Here is a 21,356-nt window from a genome sequence, read left to right on the forward strand (position 1 = left end):
TCTCCGCATCTCACCGCTCGCGCAGGATCTCCTGCTTGTAGCGCATGAGCGGCGAAAGCAGGTAGCTGATGATACGACGTGAGCCAGTCTTGATCTCGACGGTGACCGACATGCCGGGCGACAGATCGGCGGATCTACCCTCGATCTGCATCTGCGTGCGGTCGAGCGAGACGCGCGCTACATAGGCGAGTCCCTGCCCCCTTGTCTCGGTCGTCGAACTCTCTGCCGCGGATGGTGGCTCGCGTGAGGCATCCTCGCGCTTGTCATTGTCGACGGCATCGTGCGAGACGCCGAGCACGCGCCCGTGCAAGAGCCCGTAGCGCGTGAAATTGAAGGTATCGACCTTGATCTCCGCCTCCTGCCCCGGAGAAACAAAGCCGATATCGCTGTTCGACACCATGGCCTCGATCTCAAGGGCAGCGTCGGCCGGCACGACGACCGCGAGCGACTGCGCAGGCGTGACGACGCCTCCGATCGTATGCACGGCAAGCTGCTGCACGACGCCGTCGACGGGGGCGGTCAGGGTCTGCATCTTGGCCCTGTGCTCTGCCTTGACCATGTCCTGGGCCAGGCCGGCCGCCTTTTGCTCAGCCTTCGCCAAATCATCGAAAAGCGAGCGCCGGTATTCGGCCTCGGCTCGCGAATGCGTCTCCCTCAGGACGGAGACAGCTGCGTTGACCTCGCGCCCACGGCTCTCCAGCACCGGGAGATCGTGCTGCTGGCTGATCAGGTCCTGCAGGTCGGTGAGATAGGTGATCTTGGAGGCGAGACCCTTGTCGAAGAGGTTCTTGTCCATCGTCACCCGCTCCTGGAGCGGCGGGAGGACTGCCTGCAGCTTGTCGATGGTGGCGGTGATTGTCTCGCCCTCCGCCTCCTTCTGCGCAAGCTGGCGCGCAATCTCGGCGAGCTTGGCTTCCTGCTCGGCTGTCTGCATCGTGAGAAAGCGGCGTTGTGTCTCGATCAAGGCCTGGCTCGCATCGGGGGGAGCGACGAAATCATCGAGGGGATTGGCACTACCGGCGAGCGCCGCCCGCAACCGCGCCACCTCGAGCCGCGCGGCGACGAAATCGCTCTTGATGTGGTCGGTCTCCGCCGTGCTGATCGTCGGATCAAGCTCGATCAGGACGTCGCCGGCCTTGACCGAGGCGCCATCGCGCACATGGATTGCACGCACGATGCCGGTCTCGAACGGCTGGATGACCTTGACGCGGTCATCCGGCACGATCCTGCCGGGGGCCGTCGCGACGATATCAACCCTGCCGACCGTGGCCCAGGTGAGAGTCAGGCAGAAAAAGGCGATGATGGTCGCGCCGATGGCGCGGCCGATGGGCGAAGGCGGCGTCTCCATCACTTCGAGCGCCGCAGGCAGGAAGGCGGTCTCGTAATCGCGGCGGCGAACCTGCCGCGCTGGAAATTCAACGATGTTTCCGGCGGCTGCCATTTGTGTTCCCCGTTTGCAGATGATGCAGGTTGGCGTAACGGCCGTTCGAGCGCATCAGGTCGTCATGCGTGCCGTCTTCGGCAATACGGCCGCGATCAATCGTGATGATGCGGTCGGCATGGCGTACCATCGTCAGGCGATGAGCGATGATGATGACGGTGCGCCGTTCCGCCATGCTGCGCATATTGTCCTGGATGATGCGCTCGCTCTCATAGTCGAGGGCGCTCGTTGCCTCGTCGAAGATGAGGATGCGCGGATCGCCAACAAGTGCGCGCGCAATGGCGATGCGCTGGCGCTGGCCGCCTGAGAGCGAGCAACCCCGCTCGCCGATGACCGTATCGTAGCCTTCCGGGAGTTCCAGGATGAATTCGTTGGCTCCGGCCAGTTCTGCCGCAGCGATGACATCCTTCATCGGCATCGCCGGATCGGCGAGCGCGATGTTGTCGCGCACCGAGCGGTTGAACAGCACGTCCTCCTGCAACACGACGCCTACCTGCCGGCGCAGCCAGGCAGTATCAACCATGGCGAGATCGACGCCGTCGGCAAGCACCCGGCCGCTCTCGGGTACGTAGAGGCGCTGGATGAGCTTGGCGATCGTACTCTTGCCTGAACCGGAAGCGCCGACGAGCCCCACGATCTGGCCGGGAGGAAACTGAAAGCTCACATCATGCAGCACCTCCCGCCCATCGATGCGGTAGCGGAAGCTGACATGCTCGAAGGTGATCTCCCCGCGGATCGGCGGCAGCGAGGCACGGCCCGCGCCGAGCGTCGGCTCGGGTTGCGTATTGAGAATATCACCGAGCCGCTCGATCGAGAGGCGCGCTTGATGGAAATCCTGCCAGATCTGTGCCAGCCGCAGCACCGGGGCGCTCACCCGGCTTGCCAGCATGTTGAAGGCCACCAACTCGCCGACCGTCAGCTTGCCATCGATGACGAGTTTAGCGCCGAAGAACAGGATGGCGGCGGTGACAATCTTGCTCGCCAGTTGGATGGCCTGGCTCGCTATGTTGCCCAGACTCATCACGCTGAAGCTTGCGGACACATAGGCGGCAAGCTGCTCCTCCCAGCGGCGCTGCATCTGCGGCTCGACCGCGAGCGCCTTCAATGTCTCGACCCCGGTGATGCTCTCCACGAGCAAGGCCTGGTTTTCAGCTCCGCACCTGAACTTCTCGTCGAGCCGCTTGCGGAAGAGCGGCGTCGCGCCGGCCGAAACGCCGATGTAGACGGGAAAGGCGCTCAGCACGACCAAGGTCAAGAGCGGCGAATAGATAACCATCACGCCGAGGAAGACCACGGTGAAGGCAAGGTCGACGACGAGTGTCAGAGCCGAACTCGTGAGGAAGTTGCGGATATTCTCGAGCTCGCGCACGCGAGCGATCGAATCCCCCGCGCGTCGCGCCTGGAAATAGGCGAGCGGCAGTGCCATCAGATGGCGGTACAGGCGGGCGCCGAGCTCGACATCGATGCGATTGGTCGTATGGGCGAAGAGATAGGTGCGCAGTCCGCCGAGGGTTGCTTCGAAGACCGCGATTGCCACAAGCCCGACGGTGAGGATTTCCAGCGTGCTCATACCTCGGTGCACCAGCACCTTGTCGATCACGACCTGGAAGAGCAGCGGGCTGATCAGCGCGAAGAGCTGCAGGAACAGGGACGCGATGAGGACTTCGCCCAGGAGATGGCGATATTTCCGGATCGCGCCAAGAAACCAGGTGATGTCGAAGCGCCGCGACAAGTCCGATAGGGAGGCGCGGCGCGCCATCAGGATCAGCCGCCCGTCCCAGATCGCCTCGAACTCGGCGCGCGACAATGCCTCCGGGCGCGGCGCATGGGGACGCTGGACAAGGACTTGCTCTTCCCCGGCCTTGCCGAGCAGCAGGAAGCCGCCATCCTTGAGCGCCGCAATGGCCGGCAGGGGTGTGCGGGCAAGACGAGGCCAGGCGCTTTTGACGCAGCGCGCCTTGAGCCCGAGTTCCTTGGCGCAGCGCAGCATCTCGGTCGTACCGATGCGCGCCTGGCCGAGCCTGTGACGGATCTGCGGACCCTCGGCAGCAACGCCATTGAGTTGCAGGAGCATGACGAGCGCTCCAAGCCCCTGATCGTCCTCCCGCCCGGCCTGAGGGCCTCCGAATGCCATTTCCGGATCCCCTTCAACGTTCAAAATGGCCTGGCGTCGCCAGGAACGCCAGAGCATCTTGGCCACTCTGATGCAAGGTCGGAGCGACCTCGCCGGCATCGGCTCGGCTGCCGTGGAAGCCCGACGCCGCGTATTGGTTGAACAGAGCGATGAGGTTCGATGTCGGTGTGGTCGCGATCGCCGGGGGGTCCGTGACCGTCATGGTCTTGGCTGACGAACTCGCACTTTCGCCCAAGGTCCTGTTGCTCGCGGTAACCGTCAGCGTGGCAACTGGATGGCTGGTGCCGTTATAGGAGGACGCGAGCGTGAGCCCCATGAGCGGCTTGCCTTTCGTCGACAAGGTCTCGCCGATCGTCCACGTGAAGGTGCCGTTCGACTGCAACGCCTTGCTGACTGTGTAGCCGCTCGGGGCGGTGATCGTCTCGTAGCTCGGCAGGCCAGCGATCGTCACAGTGACGCTGTCGTCGGAATCGACAGGGGTTGCGGTGATCCCGAGTGCAATCGAGCCGTGTGCCTGGACCGTCAGCGCTGTGTTGGTGATGGTCAGGATCGGCGCTTCGGGCTTGTTGTCTTCCTCGACCGTGAGGCTCCTGATGGCCAGCGGGGCGAGATTGCCGGCCTTGTCCGCCACATCGGCGGTGACCGTGTAGACGCCGTCAATGAGCGCCTCTGCCTGCGCACTCGTCACATTCACCGACCAGGCGTTGTTCTGATCGGAAGTTGTGTAGCTGTCGACGACCACATTCTGACTGTTGACGATCTTGACCGTGACGACCTGGCCGTTCTCGGTATTGGTTGTGGTGCCGCTGACGGCGAATCCGAGCAATGCTGTCGATGCATTGATATTGTTGTTGCCGGCAATCGTGTTGATGGCGATCGTCGGTGCCGTTGTGTCGATCTGCAGCGTGCCGGCCGGATTGTAGTTGGTGGCGCCCGAGAGATTGGCGCTGTTTCCCGCACCATCGACGATGGTCGATCCGTTCAGATTGAACGAAGAGATAGTCAGGTCGGCAGTGTTCTGGCCGTCAAGAATGGTATAGCTGAAGCTCAATGCCGTCGTGCCCGAGCCGCCGTTGTAGGTCGCTATGCCGCCGTCGTTGAGCAGGAGCGCCGGCGAACCGCCCGCGGTATTCACGCTCACTGCCTGGCTGAGGTTCACCGTCAGCGTGACGGTCTTGCCGGCATTCAGGTCGCCATTACCGTTGGTGATTCCGGTGCCGGACGACGAGATGGTGGTGATGGTCGGTGCGGCCGTGTCGATTTGCAATATGCCGGCCGGATTGTAGTTGGTGGCGCCTGCGAGATTGGCGCTGTTGTTCGCTGCATCGGTGATGGTCGAGCCGTTCAGGTTAAGCGAGGACACGGTCAGATCGGGGGTGTTCTGCCCGGCAAGAACAGCATAGCTGAAGGTCAATGCGGTCGTACCCGAGCCGCCGCTGTAGGTTGCTATCCCGCCGTCGTTGAGCAGGAGCCTGGGCGCACCGCCCGCGATGTTCACGTTCACCGCCTGGCTGAAGCTCACCGTCAGCGTGACGGTCTTGCCGGCATTGAGATCGCCATTGCCATTGGCGATTCCCGTGCCGGACGTTGCGATGGAGGCAATCGTTGGCACTATCGTGTCGATCTGCAATGTGCCGGCCGGATTGTTGTTGGTCGCGCCCGAGAGATTGGCAGTGTTGGCCGCACCATCGCTGATGGTCGACCCGTTGAGATCGAGCGAGGAGATGGTCAGGTCGGGAGTGTTCTGCCCGGCAAGCACGGTATAGCTGAAGGTCAATGCCGTCGTGCCCGAGCCACCGTTGTAGGTTGCTATCCCGCCGTCATTGAGCAGAAGTCTTGGCGAACCGCCTGCGGTGTTCACGCTCACCGCCTCGGTGAAATTCACCGTCAGCGTGACGATCTTGCCGGCATTCAGGTCGCCATTGCCGTTGGCGATCCCGGTGCCGGACGCCGAGATCGAGGCGATCGTCGGCGGCGTTGTGTCGATCTGCAATGTGCCGGCTGGATTGTAGTTGGCGGCGCCCAAGAGGTTGGCGTTGTTTCCGAAAGCGTCCTTGACGGTCGACCCGTTCAGACTGAGCGACGAGACTGTCAGGTCCGAGGTGTTCTGTCCGGCAAGCACCGTATAACTGAAACTCAATGCCGTCGTGCCAGAGCCGCCACTGTAGGTCGCTGTTCCCCCGTCGCTGAGGGCGAGCCCCGGCGAACCATTTGTGGTGTCAACCGTCACCGCTGCACTGAAGTTCACCGTCAGCGTGACGACCTTGCTGGCATTCAGGTCGCCATTGCCGTTGGCGATCCCCGTGCCTGATGTCGCGATCGAGGCGATGGTTGGACTTGGGTCCTGAACAACGACATGGGCGACGGCAGTCTGCCACCAATTGTTTGCGATATATTCGCTCGATATCCAGAACGAATTCGGATTGTTGGGATCCACAACGGCCGAGGAGTTGCTACCCCAGCGATTTGTGTCCAGGGCGAAGGGCTGCGAACTCGCCTGATAGAGCGTCGGAGTGGTGAACCCAAAAGCCAGATTGTTGGTCTTGCCGAGGACATAGTAGTCCGACGGAAGCATGTTCGGACCGCTAGCGTTGAAATTAATGATAACGTCGCCTGCCGCATCGACGGCGATCGAACCATTGAATGTCGCCACATTCGCGCCGATCGTATTGCCGGATATGGTGCCTTGCGCCACGACGACCGGGTTGGCAGGGTTGCTGACGTCGATCTTGAACCAGTGGACATCCGGAACGCTCGATCCGGTCGGCTGGATCTCGTTCGTGCCGTAAAGAAATCCATTGGCGTAGACGAGGTTGCCGATTCGACCGTCGTTGACGTCCAGGAGCACGCTTGACCCTTGCTGCTGGGCGTAGAAGGTCGTGCCACCGCTACCTTGGTCGATGTTGCCGAACGAGACGTTGGCCATGGACCCAAACGTGTTCGAAGCCACGTCGTAGGTCTGCAACGCCAGGAAGCTTTGGCCGCCGCTGTTGTAGGTGCTTGCGAAGTAAGTCTTGCCGTTGTTGCCCGCGACATCGCGGAAGACGCCCAAACTCGGGTCCGTCAGCTGAGTCGCTATGACGGTCGGCGTGCCGCCATTGTAGATGCCGCCGCCCGCTCCAGTCGTATCGCTGATGACCCACAACTCCGATCCCAGATAACCGGGACCTGAGGCGTTGTATTGCGGAGACGCGATGTAGATGTTGGTTCCGTCGACCGACAGCGTCGGCTCGTCGGATTCGGTCGCCACGCCATTGATGACTGTCGAGGTGCTGATCGAACCGAAATACCAGCCATCGTTTGGATTCGAATCCTTGGAAACCGCGAACACTTCACTGGTGCTGCCGGGGCTAGTATGCGGATTGAGATTTTCAGTGCTGTAGACGAAGCGGTTGTTGACGGCGTCGTATGCGCTGAATGTGTCTTTCAGTGAGCCAACCCATGAACTTGCTCCCCCTGGTGGAGGGAAGAAGCTATAGGCCGACATGTTCGTAGCGGCGGTGCCGGCAAGGTTTGTCCATCCGACCCGCTGCCCCTCGGCCATCACAATATTGCCAGGTCCCACCGCGAGGCCATTGTCGGGCGGATCATCGGACGGGTCCGAGAGGCCCGTGAACAGCGTTTGGACCGATGATCCCGGCGTCGTGATCGTGTAGGTGACCGGCGCGCTGACCCCGGCATTGCCCGCGAGATCCACATTTCTCGCCGTCAGGGCATTTGTGCCATTGGTCAAGGTGATGGTGCTGCTCCAGGTCCCGTCGGCCTGGACGGTCGCGGTTCCGGCCTGGGTCGTGCCGTCGAATATCGCGACTGTCGTGCCAGGGCCCGAAATATCGGGGTCGCTGACAGTTCCCGTCACAGTCAGCGTCGGCTGACTGGCCGAGCCGCCGGCATTGGTGATCGTCACCGTCGGCGACGTGGTATCGAGTGTGAACGTCAGCGAGGCAGGTGACGGATTCCCGGGCGCGCCCGTCTCGCTGGCCACGATCGTATGCTGTCCGTCCGCGAGGCCGGTCGGCGTGAAGGTCCATGCACCGCCATTGCTGGCCGTTACCGTGGTCGAGATCGGGTTGCCATCCACAGTGAAGGAAACGACGGCGTTCGCAATGCCGGTGCCGACCAGCTTGGGGTTGCTCGTGACCTTGTCGCTCGACGATGCTCCGGTGTCCTTGAGCAGACGATCCGTCACATTCGCGGTCGGCGTCTGGATCGCGACCTGTGCCACCGACGTCTGCCACCAACCATTGGCGACGTATTCATTCGACAACCAGAAGGAATTCGGATCGCCGGGGTCGGCGGTCGCCGAGGAATTGAAGCCCCACCGCTGGACATTTCCTCCGTCGCCATTGGCGAGATAGCTGGTGCTTGCCTGATAGAGAATTGGTGCGCTGAAGGCGCCCGGAGGATCGGCAGTCGCCTGAAAACTATAATAGTCGGCCGGGTACATGCCGGGGCCGCTGGCGGTGAAGTTGATGATCACGTCCCCTGCCCCGTCGACGGCGATGGAGCCGTCGAATGTGGCAACTCCGCTGCCGATCGCAGCGCCCGGTATGTCGCCCTGCGCCACGAGGGTCGGGCTGTTGGGGTTGCTCACATCGATCTTGAACCAGTGGACCTGTGGAACGCTCGAGCCGACCGGCATCACCTCGGACACGCCATAGAGAAATCCATTGGCATAGGCGAGGTTCTGGACGCGCCCATCGCCGGCATCGAGCAGGACGCTGGTTCCTTGCTGCTGGGCCGTGAAATCGTTTCCTCCGCCACCCTGATCGACTTTGCCGAGGGACAGCGCGGTCGCGGGGCCGAAGCTGTTCGTCGCGAGGGTGTAAGCCTGCACGGTCACGAGGGTCTCGCTGCCAGTGTTGACCGCCGAGGCGTAATAGGTCTGGCCATTGTTGGCGGCGGCGACCCGAGCAATGCCCTGATCCGGCGCCGCGACGTGGTTGGCGACCACCATCATCGTGCCGCCATTATAGATGCCGCCACCGGGTCCCGCCGTGTCTCCGATGACCCATTGTTCCGTGCCGGCAAAGCCCGAGACATTGACGTTATACTGCGGCGCCGTGATGTAGATGTTGGCGCCGTCAACCGACACGGTGGGCTGATCGGCCGCCGTCAACTGCCCGTTGATCGAAAGCGAAGTATTCAGTGAGTAGAAATACCAGCCGTCATTGGGGTTCGAGTCCCTCGATACCGCGATGTCGATATTGCTGATCGCACCGTTCGAGCCGATATTGTCGATGGTGACGACATATCTTTGGTTGACGCTGTCATATGCCGCGCGCGGATCGAACAGGGCATTGGTCGCGGTCGGACCGAGTGAACCGAAGAACTGATAGACCGATTGCAAATTCGCCGTGCCGCCGGACAAATCCGTCCATTCGATCCGCGACCCTTCCGCCGTGACGATGTTGTTCGGGCCGACGGCGAGCGCATTGTGCGGCGGGTCGCTTGACGTATCGGAAATACCGGAGAGCAGAGTGTTGATCTGAGACGAGCTGGTCATTCGAAACCCCCGATCGGAGTGGAGGATCATCGTCCAGTGATAGTCCTGGACATCGATCCGATCGTCGTGGGATCGGACTCGGGTTCCTCTCCCTCGCGCAACTCCTCGATGCGTCTTGACTTCTACGCGGCCGAAACGACGAACGCCGTGTAGACCTCGCCAGACGCATCCTGAATTGACGCAGTGTTTCGGAATAGATCGGAGCGGCGCCGGGCGCACCCTCCATTCGAATGATACAAGTCGCTAACCCCCAGAAGGAGGTATAGTCGAGGCACCAACGAGGGTGGTACGGACCATTCGCATTTCCCGTTAGACCGGTTCTGGTCTGTGTGTGCTGAGTACAGGTCGGATCACGGACGCGAGCCAAGATCACACGCCAAACGGGCGGCCCGGCGATTACGGTCGGGGGCGATCGGTCAACCGCCGGGCCTAACCGGCTGGCGTGAGGTAGGGGGTGCCGGCTGACGAAATCATGCGCTTGAGCTGGCGGAATCGCATCATTCGAACGAGGGGCTCGCCAGCGCAAAAGCGGTCTTTTTTGACGGCAGCGGGCCCGGCCCTGATGTCAAGTCGCCGGAGGACAACCATGCATCGGCGACGAGCCGTGCGACCTGCTAGTGGCCCACGATCTCAACGATATCCAATATGCGGACAGCCCGATTCCTTGCGGAAACCCGAACTTGCTTGCGGAAACCCGAACTTGCTTGCGGATCAACTCCAAGGAGAGAGGCTACAGGTGGGACGACTCCCTGTTGTCCCTCAGTGCCTCAAGAAGCAGAGAGCAGTCGAGTTCCTCAACAAACGAAACCTGCCGATCCGCCTCCGCCAGCAAAAACTGGGTACGAAGCAATCTCAATCTGGTCATCTTGGTGGCGCGTTCGGCGCGTTCAGCCTCGGCGACCGCCTTCGCCGACAGACCAAATTCGCCGTATCGCAGCCAACGCGTCCGTCCGGTGTCACGAAATCCTTCAGGAGACACGTATTGTACCCTCCCCGGTCATTCAGGAGCTGACACGGCCAAAAGGCCTGTCCGGACACCGCATTCCGTCTTCCGCGGTTGCGCGCCGGTTCCTCTATCCGATCCCACAGAGTCTTCCGTTTGTCGCCCTTCATTGTGATGAAAGCAGTTCTGACAGGATAGCTTTTGGCTATGAGCACCATCGGCGGTCTTCACCGCCTCACGAAAATCGAATACGCGACGAACACGGTGTTCGTTCGAATGATGCCTTCCACTAGCGCACGCGCATATTTTTCCCAGCCGGCGACCAAATCATCCCAACGCTCGCCGGTTAGGCCCGGCGCCTGGCTGATTACAACGGCGGGCTGCCGGGCCGCTCCATGACCGGCCTGCCACGTTCGAAGCGCCTTGCGATTGCAGGCATGATTTGATCGCGTTCACTCGCTTGAACCACGCTTGCCCCCCTGAATTTGACCCATGTCGACGTGCTGGCACGAGGCGTGCAGCACTTTCGGTCTCCACTTTTCCAGGCTCTTTTGCAGGCCAGCAAGGGCGCCGAGCCAGCATCCAAGACCGGGTCTTGAGCAGATTGAGGATATTTGGCCTCAGAGGCCGACTCTTTGCCCGCGTGCCCGAGTGACTACAGGTGCAGTTGTCGCCCGGCGCAGGTTGGCTGCAACCAAGTCCACTGGCCGACATTAATAAGCGATGGCCTTTGTGGAGCAGGTGAATGACAATCTACCTCGTTGAAGAAATGCGCAACGACCGTGCCATCCGATCGCGGGCGATCGACGCGCCCACTCCTCTCCTGGCCGCATTGGAACTGACCGATCGAAAGATCAGCCTTCGAACGTGGGAAAGGGATTGGGTCCGGGTGACGGACGAGGTGCGCGGGAAAGTTTTTGCCTATTCAATCGGGGACAAGGGTGCGCCGAAGACGGAGGCTAGCCGACGCAAGAAGCCCACCCCGGCATAAGCCGGGAGTGCCTTTGGGGCGGGCGACGGCAACCCAACCCTGGGGGCATGCTGGGCAAACTGCATGAACTTCAGGGACCCGATCAAGCGTGCCGACAATACGCAGAAGTCATTCGAGCAACTCGAAGCTGCCGCCAGGAATGCGAACACCTGCGGACCGAAATTGCATCGTGGGAGGCACCGGATCGTTAGGAGGAAAGAACCGCTCATATTTTTGCGGCTCGCTCCCAACCGTCATTGGCGGAAGGCCCGGGACATCTGATCGGTAAGGGGCTTCATCAGATAGGACCAGACACTGCGCTGGTCCGTGCTTATGTGGACTTCGGCCGGCATTCCCGGTTTGAGGACCTTTGCTCCCGTCAGGCAGTCCACCTTGTTTTCAACACTGATACGCGCCGAGAAATACGAGAGCTGGTGTTGCTGATCTTTGATCAGATCCGCCGAAACGCGCCGAACCTTGCCTTGGCAGGCAGGCGTGGTGCCGGCATCGAAAGCCGGAAAGCGGATTGACACAGGCTGACCAGGACGAACGTCATCTATGCGCGACGGAGGGATGAGCGCATCCACGACGAGATCGTCGGTATCGGGAACAACCATCATGAGCACTTCCCCGGCACCGATCACACCGCCGATCGTGTGGACGGACGATTCTTGTATTGTTCCCGACTGGGGAGCGCGGATGGTCGTTTTGGTCAGTTCATCCTGCGCCACAACTCTGCGCTCGTTGAGTTCCGTCACCTTGGCTTCCGTCTCGCGGAGTTCGCCTGTTACGTCGCTGCGCCTTTGCTCATCCAGTTGGAGGATTTGCAACTCGGTCTCGCTGACCCGGGCTTCCGTCTCGGCGACTGCCGCGGCGAGGCGTCCGGATTCTCCATGAGCCCGCGTCGCTTCCAGCCTGACGTTGCTCACCCTTTCCTTGGGCACCAGCTTTTTCGAATAGAGCGCTTCGACGTCGGCCCGGTCGTGCTCAAGAAGGACCACAGACTCGCCGGTCGCGGCCTGCTGCGCTTTCAGTCCCTCGATCTGATTCTCGAGTTGTTTCGAGCGGCTTTGCAACTGCGCCTTCTGCCCTGCCAAAGCAGCCGCACGGCTTTCGAACACGGCACGCTCGCCGTCGACAAGCCCGGCCAGTTCCGGATTGCCCCTCTCTGCCTCGAGACTGGCCGGAAGCGTCATTTCCGACAGCCCCTGTCGCTCGGCCTCAAGTCGTGCAAGACGAACGGTCGCGCGATCGAGGTCCTCATTGGTTATCTGCAGGTTGGCCCGCATCAGCGTGTCGTCAAGCCGGACCACCACATCGCCGGCCTGCACATGATCGCCGTCTTGCACGAAGATTCCGCCGATGGTGCCGCCGGTCTGATGTTGGACTTTCTTTATGTTGCTTTCGACCACCACGGTAGCGGGCGCGATCACAGCGCCGGCGATTTTGGTCAAGCCGAGCCAAAGCCCTCCACCGGCAATCAGCACAGCTGTGGTCACCAAGCCCAGGATCAGATTGGCCCGGATGCCATCCGACGCGTCGAGTGGTTTGGTCCCGGCCCTTCCACGGTCAACCGTGGCATATGACGACATTGCCACATCAGACACAGAGCAAGACCTCACGCATGACCACTCACCCCTTTCTGCAGCGGGACGACCGAACCTGGCCGCTCTGCTGCTGGCGGGAAGGGCCGGATAACGTTCGCCAGAACCTCCTCGCGTGAGCCAAAGGAATGAAGCTTCCCATTCGACATTACGAGTACCGTGTCGATATTGGTCAGGGCAGAGGGACGATGCGCAACAACTATGACGATGCCTCCACGCCGGCGCACCGCCAGGATTGCCCCGGCCAAGGCGGCATCGCCATCCACGTCCAGGTTTGAATTCGGCTCGTCGAGGACGACGAGAAACGGCTCGCCGTAGAGTGCCCTGGCAAGCCCGACGAGCTGCCTCTGTCCAGCCGACAGAGCCGTTCCTCCTTCCCCTACCCGCGTTTGAAAGCCCTCCGGTAAGCGCATGATCATGTTGTCGATGCCTGCGGCTCTGGCAGCTGCCAGCACGCCTCTGGCGTCGCCCTTGCCACCGAACCGCGAAATGTTGTCGGCAACCGTACCGTCAAACAGTTCAACATCCTGCGGCAAATAGCCAATATGGGCGCCGAGCCGTTCCGAATCCCATTGATCGAGAGACGCCCCGTCCAACCTTACCGTTCCATGAAACGGCTTCCACACGCCGACCAAAGCGCGCACGAGTGTGGTTTTTCCGGACCCACTGGGACCGACGATGGCCATCCCTGCGCCCCCCGACAATTGGAAGCCTACATTGACCACTGTCGGTTTCTGCTGACCTGGCGGTGCTATTGTCAGGTCCTCGATCGCAAGCATCGCCTGGGGGCATGGCAGTTCCATACGCTCGTTCTGGCCTCCGAAAGCGGCCAGAGCAGCAGCCAGTTGGAAATAGCTCTGCCGAAACGCCACAAACCCTCTCCAGTTTGCAATCGCTGCATCAACCGGTGCCAGCGAGCGCCCCAGCAATATGGAAGACGCAATGATCACGCCTGGCGAAGCCTCGCCACCGATCACGAGATAGGCGCCGAGCCCGAGAACCGAAGACTGCAAGGCCATTCGGAGCGCCCTCGATAGTGAACCGGTGGCGCCAACAATGTCGGACAGGCGCTCCTGGTGCATGAGATACGCATGATTGACCTCGCTCCAGCGCCGGCCAAGCCGCCCCGAAAGACCCATGGCATGCACGACCTCCGCGTTGCGGCGGCCGGAATCGGCAAGGGCCCGCTGTGCCAGAAGTGCTTCAGACGCACGCTCGACCGGTCCGCGGCCGAGGATTTCTGCGACCGCCGTCAATAGCACGACGACAATCGCACCGACCGTTGCCAGCATGCCGAGCGACGGATGCAGCAGATAGATGACCACCAGATAGAACGGTATCCAGGGGGCGTCGAAGATGACAGTCGGCCCCAATCCGGAAAGAAAGCCGCGCAACTGATCCAGATCACGAAGCGGCTGTACCCGGCTCGCGTCCTGCCCGGCAATGAGCGGCAGAGAGAGCGAGAGAGCGAAGACCTTTTGCTGCAGATTTTTGTGGACGCGATTGCCTATTCGAACCAGCAAGCGAAGCCGCACGAAATCGAGCAGTCCATAGACCGCGTAGAGGCCCAGCATCCCGATCGTAAATCCGACAAGTGTCGGAACGCTCTGCGAAGGCAGGACGCGATCGTAGACCTGAAGCATATAGACGGAGCCGGTGAGCGCCAGAATGTTCATGACCGCGGAAAACAGGCCAACACCAGCCAGCCCTGGTACACAGCCCAACATTGCGGCACGCAGATCGAGCGAGCGCCCGTCCCTCGGCCTCATGGCCTGCGATCTTTCACGCGAAATCGCCGCGTGATCTTCTTGGCTGTGCCGATGATGCACACCCTTACATGTTCCTCGAGCAGCATGCTTCCCTCAAAATAGAACATCATGCCCCGCTAATGTATGGACTCTGGCCAAAATGCAGCAAAATCGTGACGTAGCCCCCGAGAACTCGAAGCTGGCTTACCAAAGCGGGGGATAAGGTGCTGAAAGCGGTGGTTTGCGGGCAAACGGAAACTGGCGCCGAACGCTTGCTCGATATGCCCGCGGGATCGACATGACAATTTCAGGACGGGTCATCCCAGCGTGGTGCCATACACCAAACCTGATTCCGCCTTTGGGATCGTGTCTTTCGACCTGTGTCGGCTCGACCGGGGCTGCCCTAATGGGCAGCAGCGCTTTCGAGGTCGCTCGTGAACCTGACCTCAACGGTGTCGCCGGGCGCCACCGCTGCTTCTTCGTCGACGGCCAGTTTTCGCCATTTATCACCTACTTTGCGGACGATCGTCACCTGGGCCCGGACCGTTTCGCCTGCAATCGGCAGGGGCAGCGCGGATGCTCCGGTCGGTTGCAATTTCTGGCTGGTGGCGTGAAGTTTCGAGGTGAGGTCCGCCAGTAGCGCGTCGGTGTCCTTCAGTTCCGTCAGGAGGTCGATCCTTCTCTGGTTGTCGACGTGCTCGCGTTGCCTGGCGTAATCGTCCTGCTGGTGTTGTGTCCGCATCAGTTCGACTGATGTTTGAAGCGCCCCGCTGGACGAGAGAAGCAGGGCGCGCCGGACGTCAGCCAGTCTGTTGTTGGTCAGGTTGCCTGCTTCATACAATTTGGTTACCCGCGCCATGTCCTGCTCATCCGCCTTGACCCCCTCAGCCTCAACCTCCTGGCGCTTGGCAAGCACTTCGACCTGAGCCGCCGTGTCTTTCTCGGCCTTGTCGAGGAAACTCTGCTCCTGCTGATAGTCACCAAGCGCGATCTTGAGTGCCTCACTTTCGGACTGGGCGATCGCCGCGCCGACACTGTCCGGCAACGGCGAGCCTTGCGGCATCTGGGTGTCAAAGCTGTCCTTGTTCTGAAGTTCCGCCCGAATGCGGGCCCCGTGAAGGTAGGCCTTGGTGTACTCGCCCCAAAGCGATTCATAGTCGCGTCGCAAATCAACCGGATCAGGGCCATTCTGATTTGCCCGCGTCCGCAAAAGGCTGAACCCACCTGAAACCGCGACTGCCTGCCGGACGGTCATCAGCGGACGATAGGTTTGCTGTCCTGGGGTGAGCACGTCGCCAGTCACATAGATCGGACGGTACTCGGCGATGATTGCGGTCACGTCGCTTGGCTTGATGACGATCATCTGCTCTTTTCCGTCGGGCAGGCGCATACGAAAGATCTTGCTCGGCAAGATGGTTTCCACGCGTGTCTGCAACTGGGTCGAAGTCAGCCCTCCGACCGAGATCATGCCCACTTCGGGAAGCGCGATCGTACCGTCCATCTGGACCACGGCACGCTGCGTGCGATCGGGAATGGAGGCAATTCCTATCTCGACCGTGTCGCCCGGGGAAAGTTGGTAGGGGGCCGAGATGTCTGCAGCCGCGGCCACACGCGCGGTGCAGAAGGCGGCGACGAGGGCGAGAGCATGTCGATTAGTGAAGACCATTGGCGAGAACCTCAGTTGGCTTCGAAGGGCCCTCCCGAGGCCAATCGATGCGAGCGACGAAATCGTAAACTGGACCGCCAGGCACGCCCCAGTTGCTCGACCAAATCACCTGCGAACCATCCGGGGATGGCGAGGCGTGGGTCTCGCTCCAATAATCGAACGGGACGTTCCGGGTCTGGATGATGCGCCGAACCTCACCGCTGCCGTCAATGCGCAACGCGATCACTTCCCGAGCATAAGGCGCCCAATCCGGATGCTTCGCGACCTGATCCGGGTTGCCGGTATAGGTCAGGAACACCCAGCCAGGCCTGCTCAGGGATCGGAGCGAAGCGTGCTGAGCTTCACCGTATTTCATCAGCGAAGTGACCTTCCCGTCGGATAGCCTGCGCTTGATCACCTGATACTTGTCCGGGTCGGATTTGCTTATCCCTACGTAGATCTCACTGCCGTCGGTATCGACCGTCATATCGCCGTGGCCAGGCCGATGATGCTCCGTCCATTTCTGGCGCAAAATACCGTCCACGGAGAAAATGAAGGCCTGTTCGGTGCCGTCTTCCAGAGTCTGGAAGCACAGGATGTTGACGCCAAGCGGGGAGATCGAGCAGGCGTTGTTGGTCCCATCGATCTGTGCAAGATCGATGTCCGGGAATTTCTGCCGCTGCTTCAGATCATAGGCGAAGACGACTTGCTGGCCGTCCTTGCGGGTAGCGCGAACAGCGATCTGGTTGCCGTCCAGGCTCGGATTGCCCTTGTATGGTCCGAACTGAAGATCGCGATAGTTCGTCGAGGTAAACTGAATGTCCTCGTGGTCGGTGCGCGGTGACCAGGTCGAGATTTCCCGGTCGTGAACGCAGATCATCAGGTTGGGATCGCGGGGATGCCATTCGCATTCACTCGATCGGTCGCGGCGAAACAGCGGGACATAGGTCCGTCCGTCGAAAAAGCACATGCCACCGCAGCCGTTCACTATGACAAGGAGGCTCTGGTCCGAATTCCAGGCCTGCGCGCTTGAATAGCGGTGGCTGCAGTATTTGTTGCCGCAAACGATGCCTTCGCCGAGCGCGCCGGGCTTGGTGATGCGCGTGAAAACCGTGCCGGACACCGGATCCCTCGTCGACTGCAGATAGTCCGGCAGGTCCATCGCCGCAGGCGCTGCAAACTGTGTTGGTGCGCTGCTCTCCTGGCTTCCGGCCACCTGCAGAACCAGGCATATGGAGCCTGCAATCAACATCAGAGGCCATGCACGACGGCGCAACATGGTCATGTCATATAGCCCTTTTCGCGGCGTACCCGGCCTTCACCAAGGCGCGCGCGCCACCACGCGATGGTTCGCTCCAGGCCGTCGCGCAGGCTGGTCCGGGCCCGCCATCCAGTCTCTCTTTCAAAGCGCGAGGAATCCGCGAGCAACGCTCGGACTTCCGAGTTTTGCGGCCGCAATCGGCTTTCGTCGCGATGGACCGGCTTTTTGGAGCCGCTCAGTTCGAGCGCCAGATCCAACACATCAGAGATCGTCACGGCGCGCTGACTGCCGGCATTGTAGGCGCGGCCGAACTCGAGCTCGGCTAAACCTGCCGTCAAGAACGCCGCCGCCGTGTCCTCGACAAAAGTGAGGTCACGGATCGGGCTGGTGTCCCCCACCATGATCGCCTTGCAATTCGAATCGAGGGCCTGCCGTATGATGGTCGGCACGATTGCCCGTTCACTCTGACGCGGGCCGTAGGTATTGAAGGGCCGCATGATGACAACGGGAACATCAAACGACCTGGCGTAGGACTCTGCCATCATGTCGGCGCCGATCTTGGATGCCGAATATGGCGACTGTCCCTGCAGCGGGTGGGTTTCACCGATGGGCATGGTCAGTGCGGTTCCATACACCTCGCTCGTTGAGGTGTGCACCACGCGCTCGGTCTCCCATTGGCGCGCCGCTTCGAGCACATTCACGGTGCCCAGTATGTTGGTCTCTACATAGGATTGAGCAGCGGCATATGAATACGGAATGGCAATCAGTGCTGCCAGGTGGAACACGACCGCCTGGCCACGCACGATCCGGTTGAGGAACGCGCTGTCGCGAACGTCGCCACGGACGAGCTTCAGCCGGCTTCGAACAGCGTCCGGCAAGTCATCCAGCCAACCGTGACTGTCGAATGAGTTGTAAAGGGCCAGTGCCGTGACATCAGCCCCGTTGCGGACCAGCGCTTCGGTAAGATGCGACCCGATGAATCCATCCGCGCCGGTGACCAGGACTTTCTTGCCGTTGTAGGCCATGACTAAGCCGTCCCCTTAACCTGAAGCACCGACCTCCGGGATCCAAGAGCGCCCGAGCATGTCAATGGCTTCTCAAACGCCGACCGACGGCCGAGCCGGGCAAAGGATTGCCAGAAAGCCGCGCATCATCCAGGCGATGTCGGAGCCGATCGTCCGCTTCGGATAGTAGGAGAGGTCGATCCTCGCCTTGGCCGGAAACAAGATCTCCCGGTAAAACTGCAGCGGATCCACGCATTGCGGATAGAGGCAGGCTTCGTGCCTGAAGAGGGTCTGAGAGGGACCGAGCAGGCCCGGTTTGTATTGCAGCAAGGACTCGAAGCCGCCAAGGAAACAATCTGCGAAGGCAAGGCTTTCCGGTCGTGGCCCGACAATTGCCATTTCGCCTTTCAGGACATTCCAGAGTTGCGGCAACTCGTCGAACTTCGCGGCCGCGAGAAGCCGGCCTATCGGCGTCATGCGAGAGTCGCCGGCGACAGTCAGCGGAAGACCATGCGTGCTACAGCGGACAGCGAACTTTCGGAACTTGTACATGCGGAAGGACCGGCCGCCTGCGCCCAGGCGGGTCTGGACAAACAGGACAGGCCAGCCGCTTTCGAGCATAAGAGCCACGGCGATCAGCAGCATCAGCGGAGCCAGAACCACGACCGCTGTCATTGCCAGGGCGAGATCAATCGCTCGTCTAGCAAGCCCGTGGGCCGGGTTTGGAGCGAAGTGTCGATGCAGGAATAAATCCGAAGCATTCATGCCGCTGTTTCCGATTGCACACAATTGCCCAGCGCGCTTGCCAGAGCGGTCACGACAGCTTCGACCACCGGCGAGGTGATCTGGGGATGAAGTGGAATTGTCAGTTCGCGCTGGGCGAATTCGTCCGTCACCGGCAATTGGGTCCCTGGAAATCGCTCGCTGTAGAGCGTCATCCGGTGCACCGGAGGATAGTGGATCGTGGTTTGTATCCCCTCGTTCCGCAAATGGTCGACAACGTCTTGCCGGTTGGCGAAGCGCGGCAGAAGGATCGGCATGATATGGTAAGCGGATGTCCGCGGTTCGCTGAAGGGGACCGTCACCGCCGGGCAATAATTTGCGATGAGGCGCCGGTATAGGACGACAAGGATTCGCCTGATCTCATTCCACTCCTGCAGATTCTGCAATTGCACCAGCCCAATTGCCGCCCTCAACTCGTCCATGCGGTAGTTGAAGCCAAGCATGGTGACGTCATACTGCGGCGTGCGGCTGTTCAATCGCTGATGGGTGCCGGTGGTCATCCCATGCCCGCGGGCCCGGCGGATCCTGTCACGCAGGTCGGGATCCCTGGCGATCACAGCCCCACCCTCTGCCGTTGTCATGTTCTTATTGCCGTAGAAGCTGAAGGCGGCGGCGGCGCCAAACGTCCCCACTTGCTTCAAGCCTGGAGCATGGGCAGCGTCTTCGATGATGTGCAGTCCGCGGGCGCGGGCGAACTTCTGCCATTGCTCCCGGTCGGCGAGGTAGCCTGCGAAGTGCACGAGAATTACAGCCTTGGTGCGCGACGTGCAGCGTGCTTCCGCCTCGACCATCGACATCAACGGCACGTCGGCTGACTCGATGTCTACAAAGACGGGAGTCGCGCCGACGTAAAGCACTGCATTCGCGGTCGCCACGAAGGTCATGGACGGAACCAGCACCTCGTCGCCGGGTCCTATTCCGAGTGCATGCAGAATAAGATGAAGCGCTGCAGTGCAAGAACTGACCGCGACGCAGTCCTCAGCCCCATGCATGCCGGCAAAGGCTTCTTCAAAGGCCCGTACCCGGTCGCCCATGGTCAGCCAGCCGCTATCAATCACCTTCGATAGAGCTGCCTTCTCCGGCACGCCCAGGATCGGGGCACTTACCAAGAGCATCGTGACCTCCTTGGCTGTCGTTAGCAGCCTCGCGACATCCGGTTCTTCATGCTGCCGCAGCGGCGACTTCGATTGAAGCCGACTGCTCTTCCCACGCTATCGCTTGTGCGCTCTGGAAGTCGTCGACGCGACCGATATCGAGCCAGAGACCGTCATGTTTAAACACGTGCACGGTCGTGCCGCCCTGCATCATCTGCAGCATCAAGTCGTCGAACCCGTATGGCACGCCGGAGGGAATGAACTGCAGAACGGTCGGGTCCATGCAGTAAATTCCCATACTGACAAGATGGGAAAGCGTCGGCTTCTCACGGAAGAGTTGTACGGCATTGTTCACTTCGTCAATGACACCGAAGTCCATCTTGATCACGCGGCATGCCGTCGCGATCGTCACCGGATCCTTATGCAGCCGGTGAGCAGCTATAAATCGGCTGAGGCTTAGGTCGGTAAGGACATCGCCGTTGAGCACGAGAAATGTTTCGGTCAGTTCATCCCTGATCAGAGAGAGCGGTCCGATGGTGCCGAGCGGCTCCATTTCCTGCGTGTATTTGATCTTCATGTTCCATTGCGAGCCATCGCCGCAGACGCTGCGGATCAAATGCCCGAGATATCCGGTCGTGATATAGACGTCCTCGATGCCGTTGCGACGCAGCCATTTCAGGAGCAATTCAAGAACGGGCCGAGCACCGATCGGCATGAGTGGCTTTGGCAAGACCGATGTGAAGGGCCGAAGGCGTGTCCCCATTCCACCGCATTGAATCACCGCTTTCATCCAAGCCTCCCAAGGTCATTGAGCCCGAGCGTCATCATCACCAACCGACTGCCGAACGCATCCTCGAAGGGTCGCCCTTTAGCCCAATCCGGACACTGCATCGTGAATGGTATGGCCACTCTGAAGCGGTGTCGTCGTGCATTCGAATGGCAACATTCCGACGGGTTCTGGCTTAGATGGTCGCGAAGGATCGAGGAGAAGCCTATGCGATCGGGGCCTGACTATGAGACCAACGGAATCCGCGTGAGTTTTACAATGAAAAGGCAGATATCCACCAAGTGTAGGAACTGGCCTGTGGCAGGTGCGACACAAAAAGCCTGTGCAGCACACCGAGCCCGGAATCCGGCTCGGTATCGTCCGGCAGGCACCTCACGTCAGGCTCACAAAAAAGAGAGAGGCTTTTCGCTAAATTGGATTATATTAGAAGTACGTG

13 protein-coding genes are annotated in these 21,356 nt (G+C 60.8%); 1 reads left to right on the forward strand and 12 read right to left on the reverse strand.

Annotation, left to right across the window (positions count from 1 at the left end; translation table 11 throughout):
- Positions 1 to 10: 10 nt before the first annotated feature.
- The 4 genes from C7I87_RS20580 to C7I87_RS20595 all read right to left on the reverse strand — a co-directional run bounded on the left by C7I87_RS20580 (position 11) and on the right by C7I87_RS20595 (position 10,060).
- Complete coding sequence (locus C7I87_RS20580) at positions 11 to 1,441, reverse strand: HlyD family type I secretion periplasmic adaptor subunit (protein WP_149905937.1); 1,431 nt, start codon at positions 1,439 to 1,441, stop codon at positions 11 to 13.
- The gene (locus C7I87_RS20585) at positions 1,416 to 3,575 is read right to left on the reverse strand and encodes a type I secretion system permease/ATPase (RefSeq protein ID WP_149905938.1); all 2,160 of its coding nucleotides are present in this window, start codon (positions 3,573 to 3,575) and stop codon (positions 1,416 to 1,418) included. The genes C7I87_RS20580 and C7I87_RS20585 overlap by 26 nt, the downstream gene beginning before the upstream one ends.
- Before the next feature lie 13 nt (positions 3,576 to 3,588).
- Entirely contained in the window at positions 3,589 to 9,081 is a 5,493-nt protein-coding gene (locus C7I87_RS20590) for a beta strand repeat-containing protein (protein WP_149905939.1), read from the reverse strand.
- 730 nt (positions 9,082 to 9,811) lie between these two features.
- Complete coding sequence (locus tag C7I87_RS20595; protein ID WP_149905940.1) at positions 9,812 to 10,060, reverse strand: hypothetical protein; 249 nt, start codon at positions 10,058 to 10,060, stop codon at positions 9,812 to 9,814.
- A gap of 709 nt (positions 10,061 to 10,769) precedes the next feature.
- Between C7I87_RS20595 and C7I87_RS20600 the strand changes: the two genes are divergently transcribed.
- A complete protein-coding gene (locus C7I87_RS20600; protein WP_149905941.1) occupies positions 10,770 to 11,015 on the forward strand; it encodes a hypothetical protein in 246 nt (81 codons plus the stop codon).
- Between the two features lie 233 nt (positions 11,016 to 11,248).
- Here C7I87_RS20600 and C7I87_RS20605 read toward each other — a convergent pair whose 3' ends face one another.
- The 8 genes from C7I87_RS20605 to C7I87_RS20640 all read right to left on the reverse strand — a co-directional run bounded on the left by C7I87_RS20605 (position 11,249) and on the right by C7I87_RS20640 (position 20,923).
- Positions 11,249 to 12,586, reverse strand: coding sequence for an HlyD family type I secretion periplasmic adaptor subunit (locus C7I87_RS20605; protein WP_149905942.1), 1,338 nt, complete (start codon positions 12,584 to 12,586; stop codon positions 11,249 to 11,251).
- Positions 12,587 to 12,612: 26 nt separating this feature from the next.
- Positions 12,613 to 14,367 carry a type I secretion system permease/ATPase gene (locus C7I87_RS20610; protein ID WP_149905957.1) on the reverse strand — a complete coding sequence of 585 codons (1,755 nt, stop codon included), beginning with the start codon at positions 14,365 to 14,367 and terminating at the stop codon, positions 12,613 to 12,615.
- 382 nt (positions 14,368 to 14,749) lie between these two features.
- Entirely contained in the window at positions 14,750 to 16,012 is a 1,263-nt protein-coding gene (locus tag C7I87_RS20615; RefSeq protein ID WP_149905943.1) for a polysaccharide biosynthesis/export family protein, read from the reverse strand.
- The gene (locus tag C7I87_RS20620; protein ID WP_149905944.1) at positions 15,999 to 17,276 is read right to left on the reverse strand and encodes a hypothetical protein; all 1,278 of its coding nucleotides are present in this window, start codon (positions 17,274 to 17,276) and stop codon (positions 15,999 to 16,001) included. Before C7I87_RS20620 ends, C7I87_RS20615 begins: the two co-directional genes overlap by 14 nt.
- Positions 17,273 to 18,277 carry an SDR family NAD(P)-dependent oxidoreductase gene (locus tag C7I87_RS20625; protein ID WP_149905945.1) on the reverse strand — a complete coding sequence of 335 codons (1,005 nt, stop codon included), beginning with the start codon at positions 18,275 to 18,277 and terminating at the stop codon, positions 17,273 to 17,275. The genes C7I87_RS20620 and C7I87_RS20625 overlap by 4 nt, the downstream gene beginning before the upstream one ends.
- A gap of 72 nt (positions 18,278 to 18,349) precedes the next feature.
- Positions 18,350 to 19,021, reverse strand: a complete 672-nt coding sequence (locus C7I87_RS20630) for a sugar transferase (RefSeq protein ID WP_149905946.1) — start codon at positions 19,019 to 19,021, stop codon at positions 18,350 to 18,352.
- Positions 19,018 to 20,154, reverse strand: coding sequence for a DegT/DnrJ/EryC1/StrS family aminotransferase (locus C7I87_RS20635; RefSeq protein ID WP_149905947.1), 1,137 nt, complete (start codon positions 20,152 to 20,154; stop codon positions 19,018 to 19,020). Before C7I87_RS20635 ends, C7I87_RS20630 begins: the two co-directional genes overlap by 4 nt.
- Before the next feature lie 46 nt (positions 20,155 to 20,200).
- Positions 20,201 to 20,923 carry a nucleotidyltransferase family protein gene (locus tag C7I87_RS20640; protein WP_149905948.1) on the reverse strand — a complete coding sequence of 241 codons (723 nt, stop codon included), beginning with the start codon at positions 20,921 to 20,923 and terminating at the stop codon, positions 20,201 to 20,203.
- Positions 20,924 to 21,356 lie beyond the last annotated feature (433 nt).

The sequence above is a fragment of the Mesorhizobium sp. SARCC-RB16n genome, from assembly GCF_008520305.1.
Classification (GTDB): Bacteria; Pseudomonadota; Alphaproteobacteria; order Rhizobiales; family Rhizobiaceae; genus Mesorhizobium.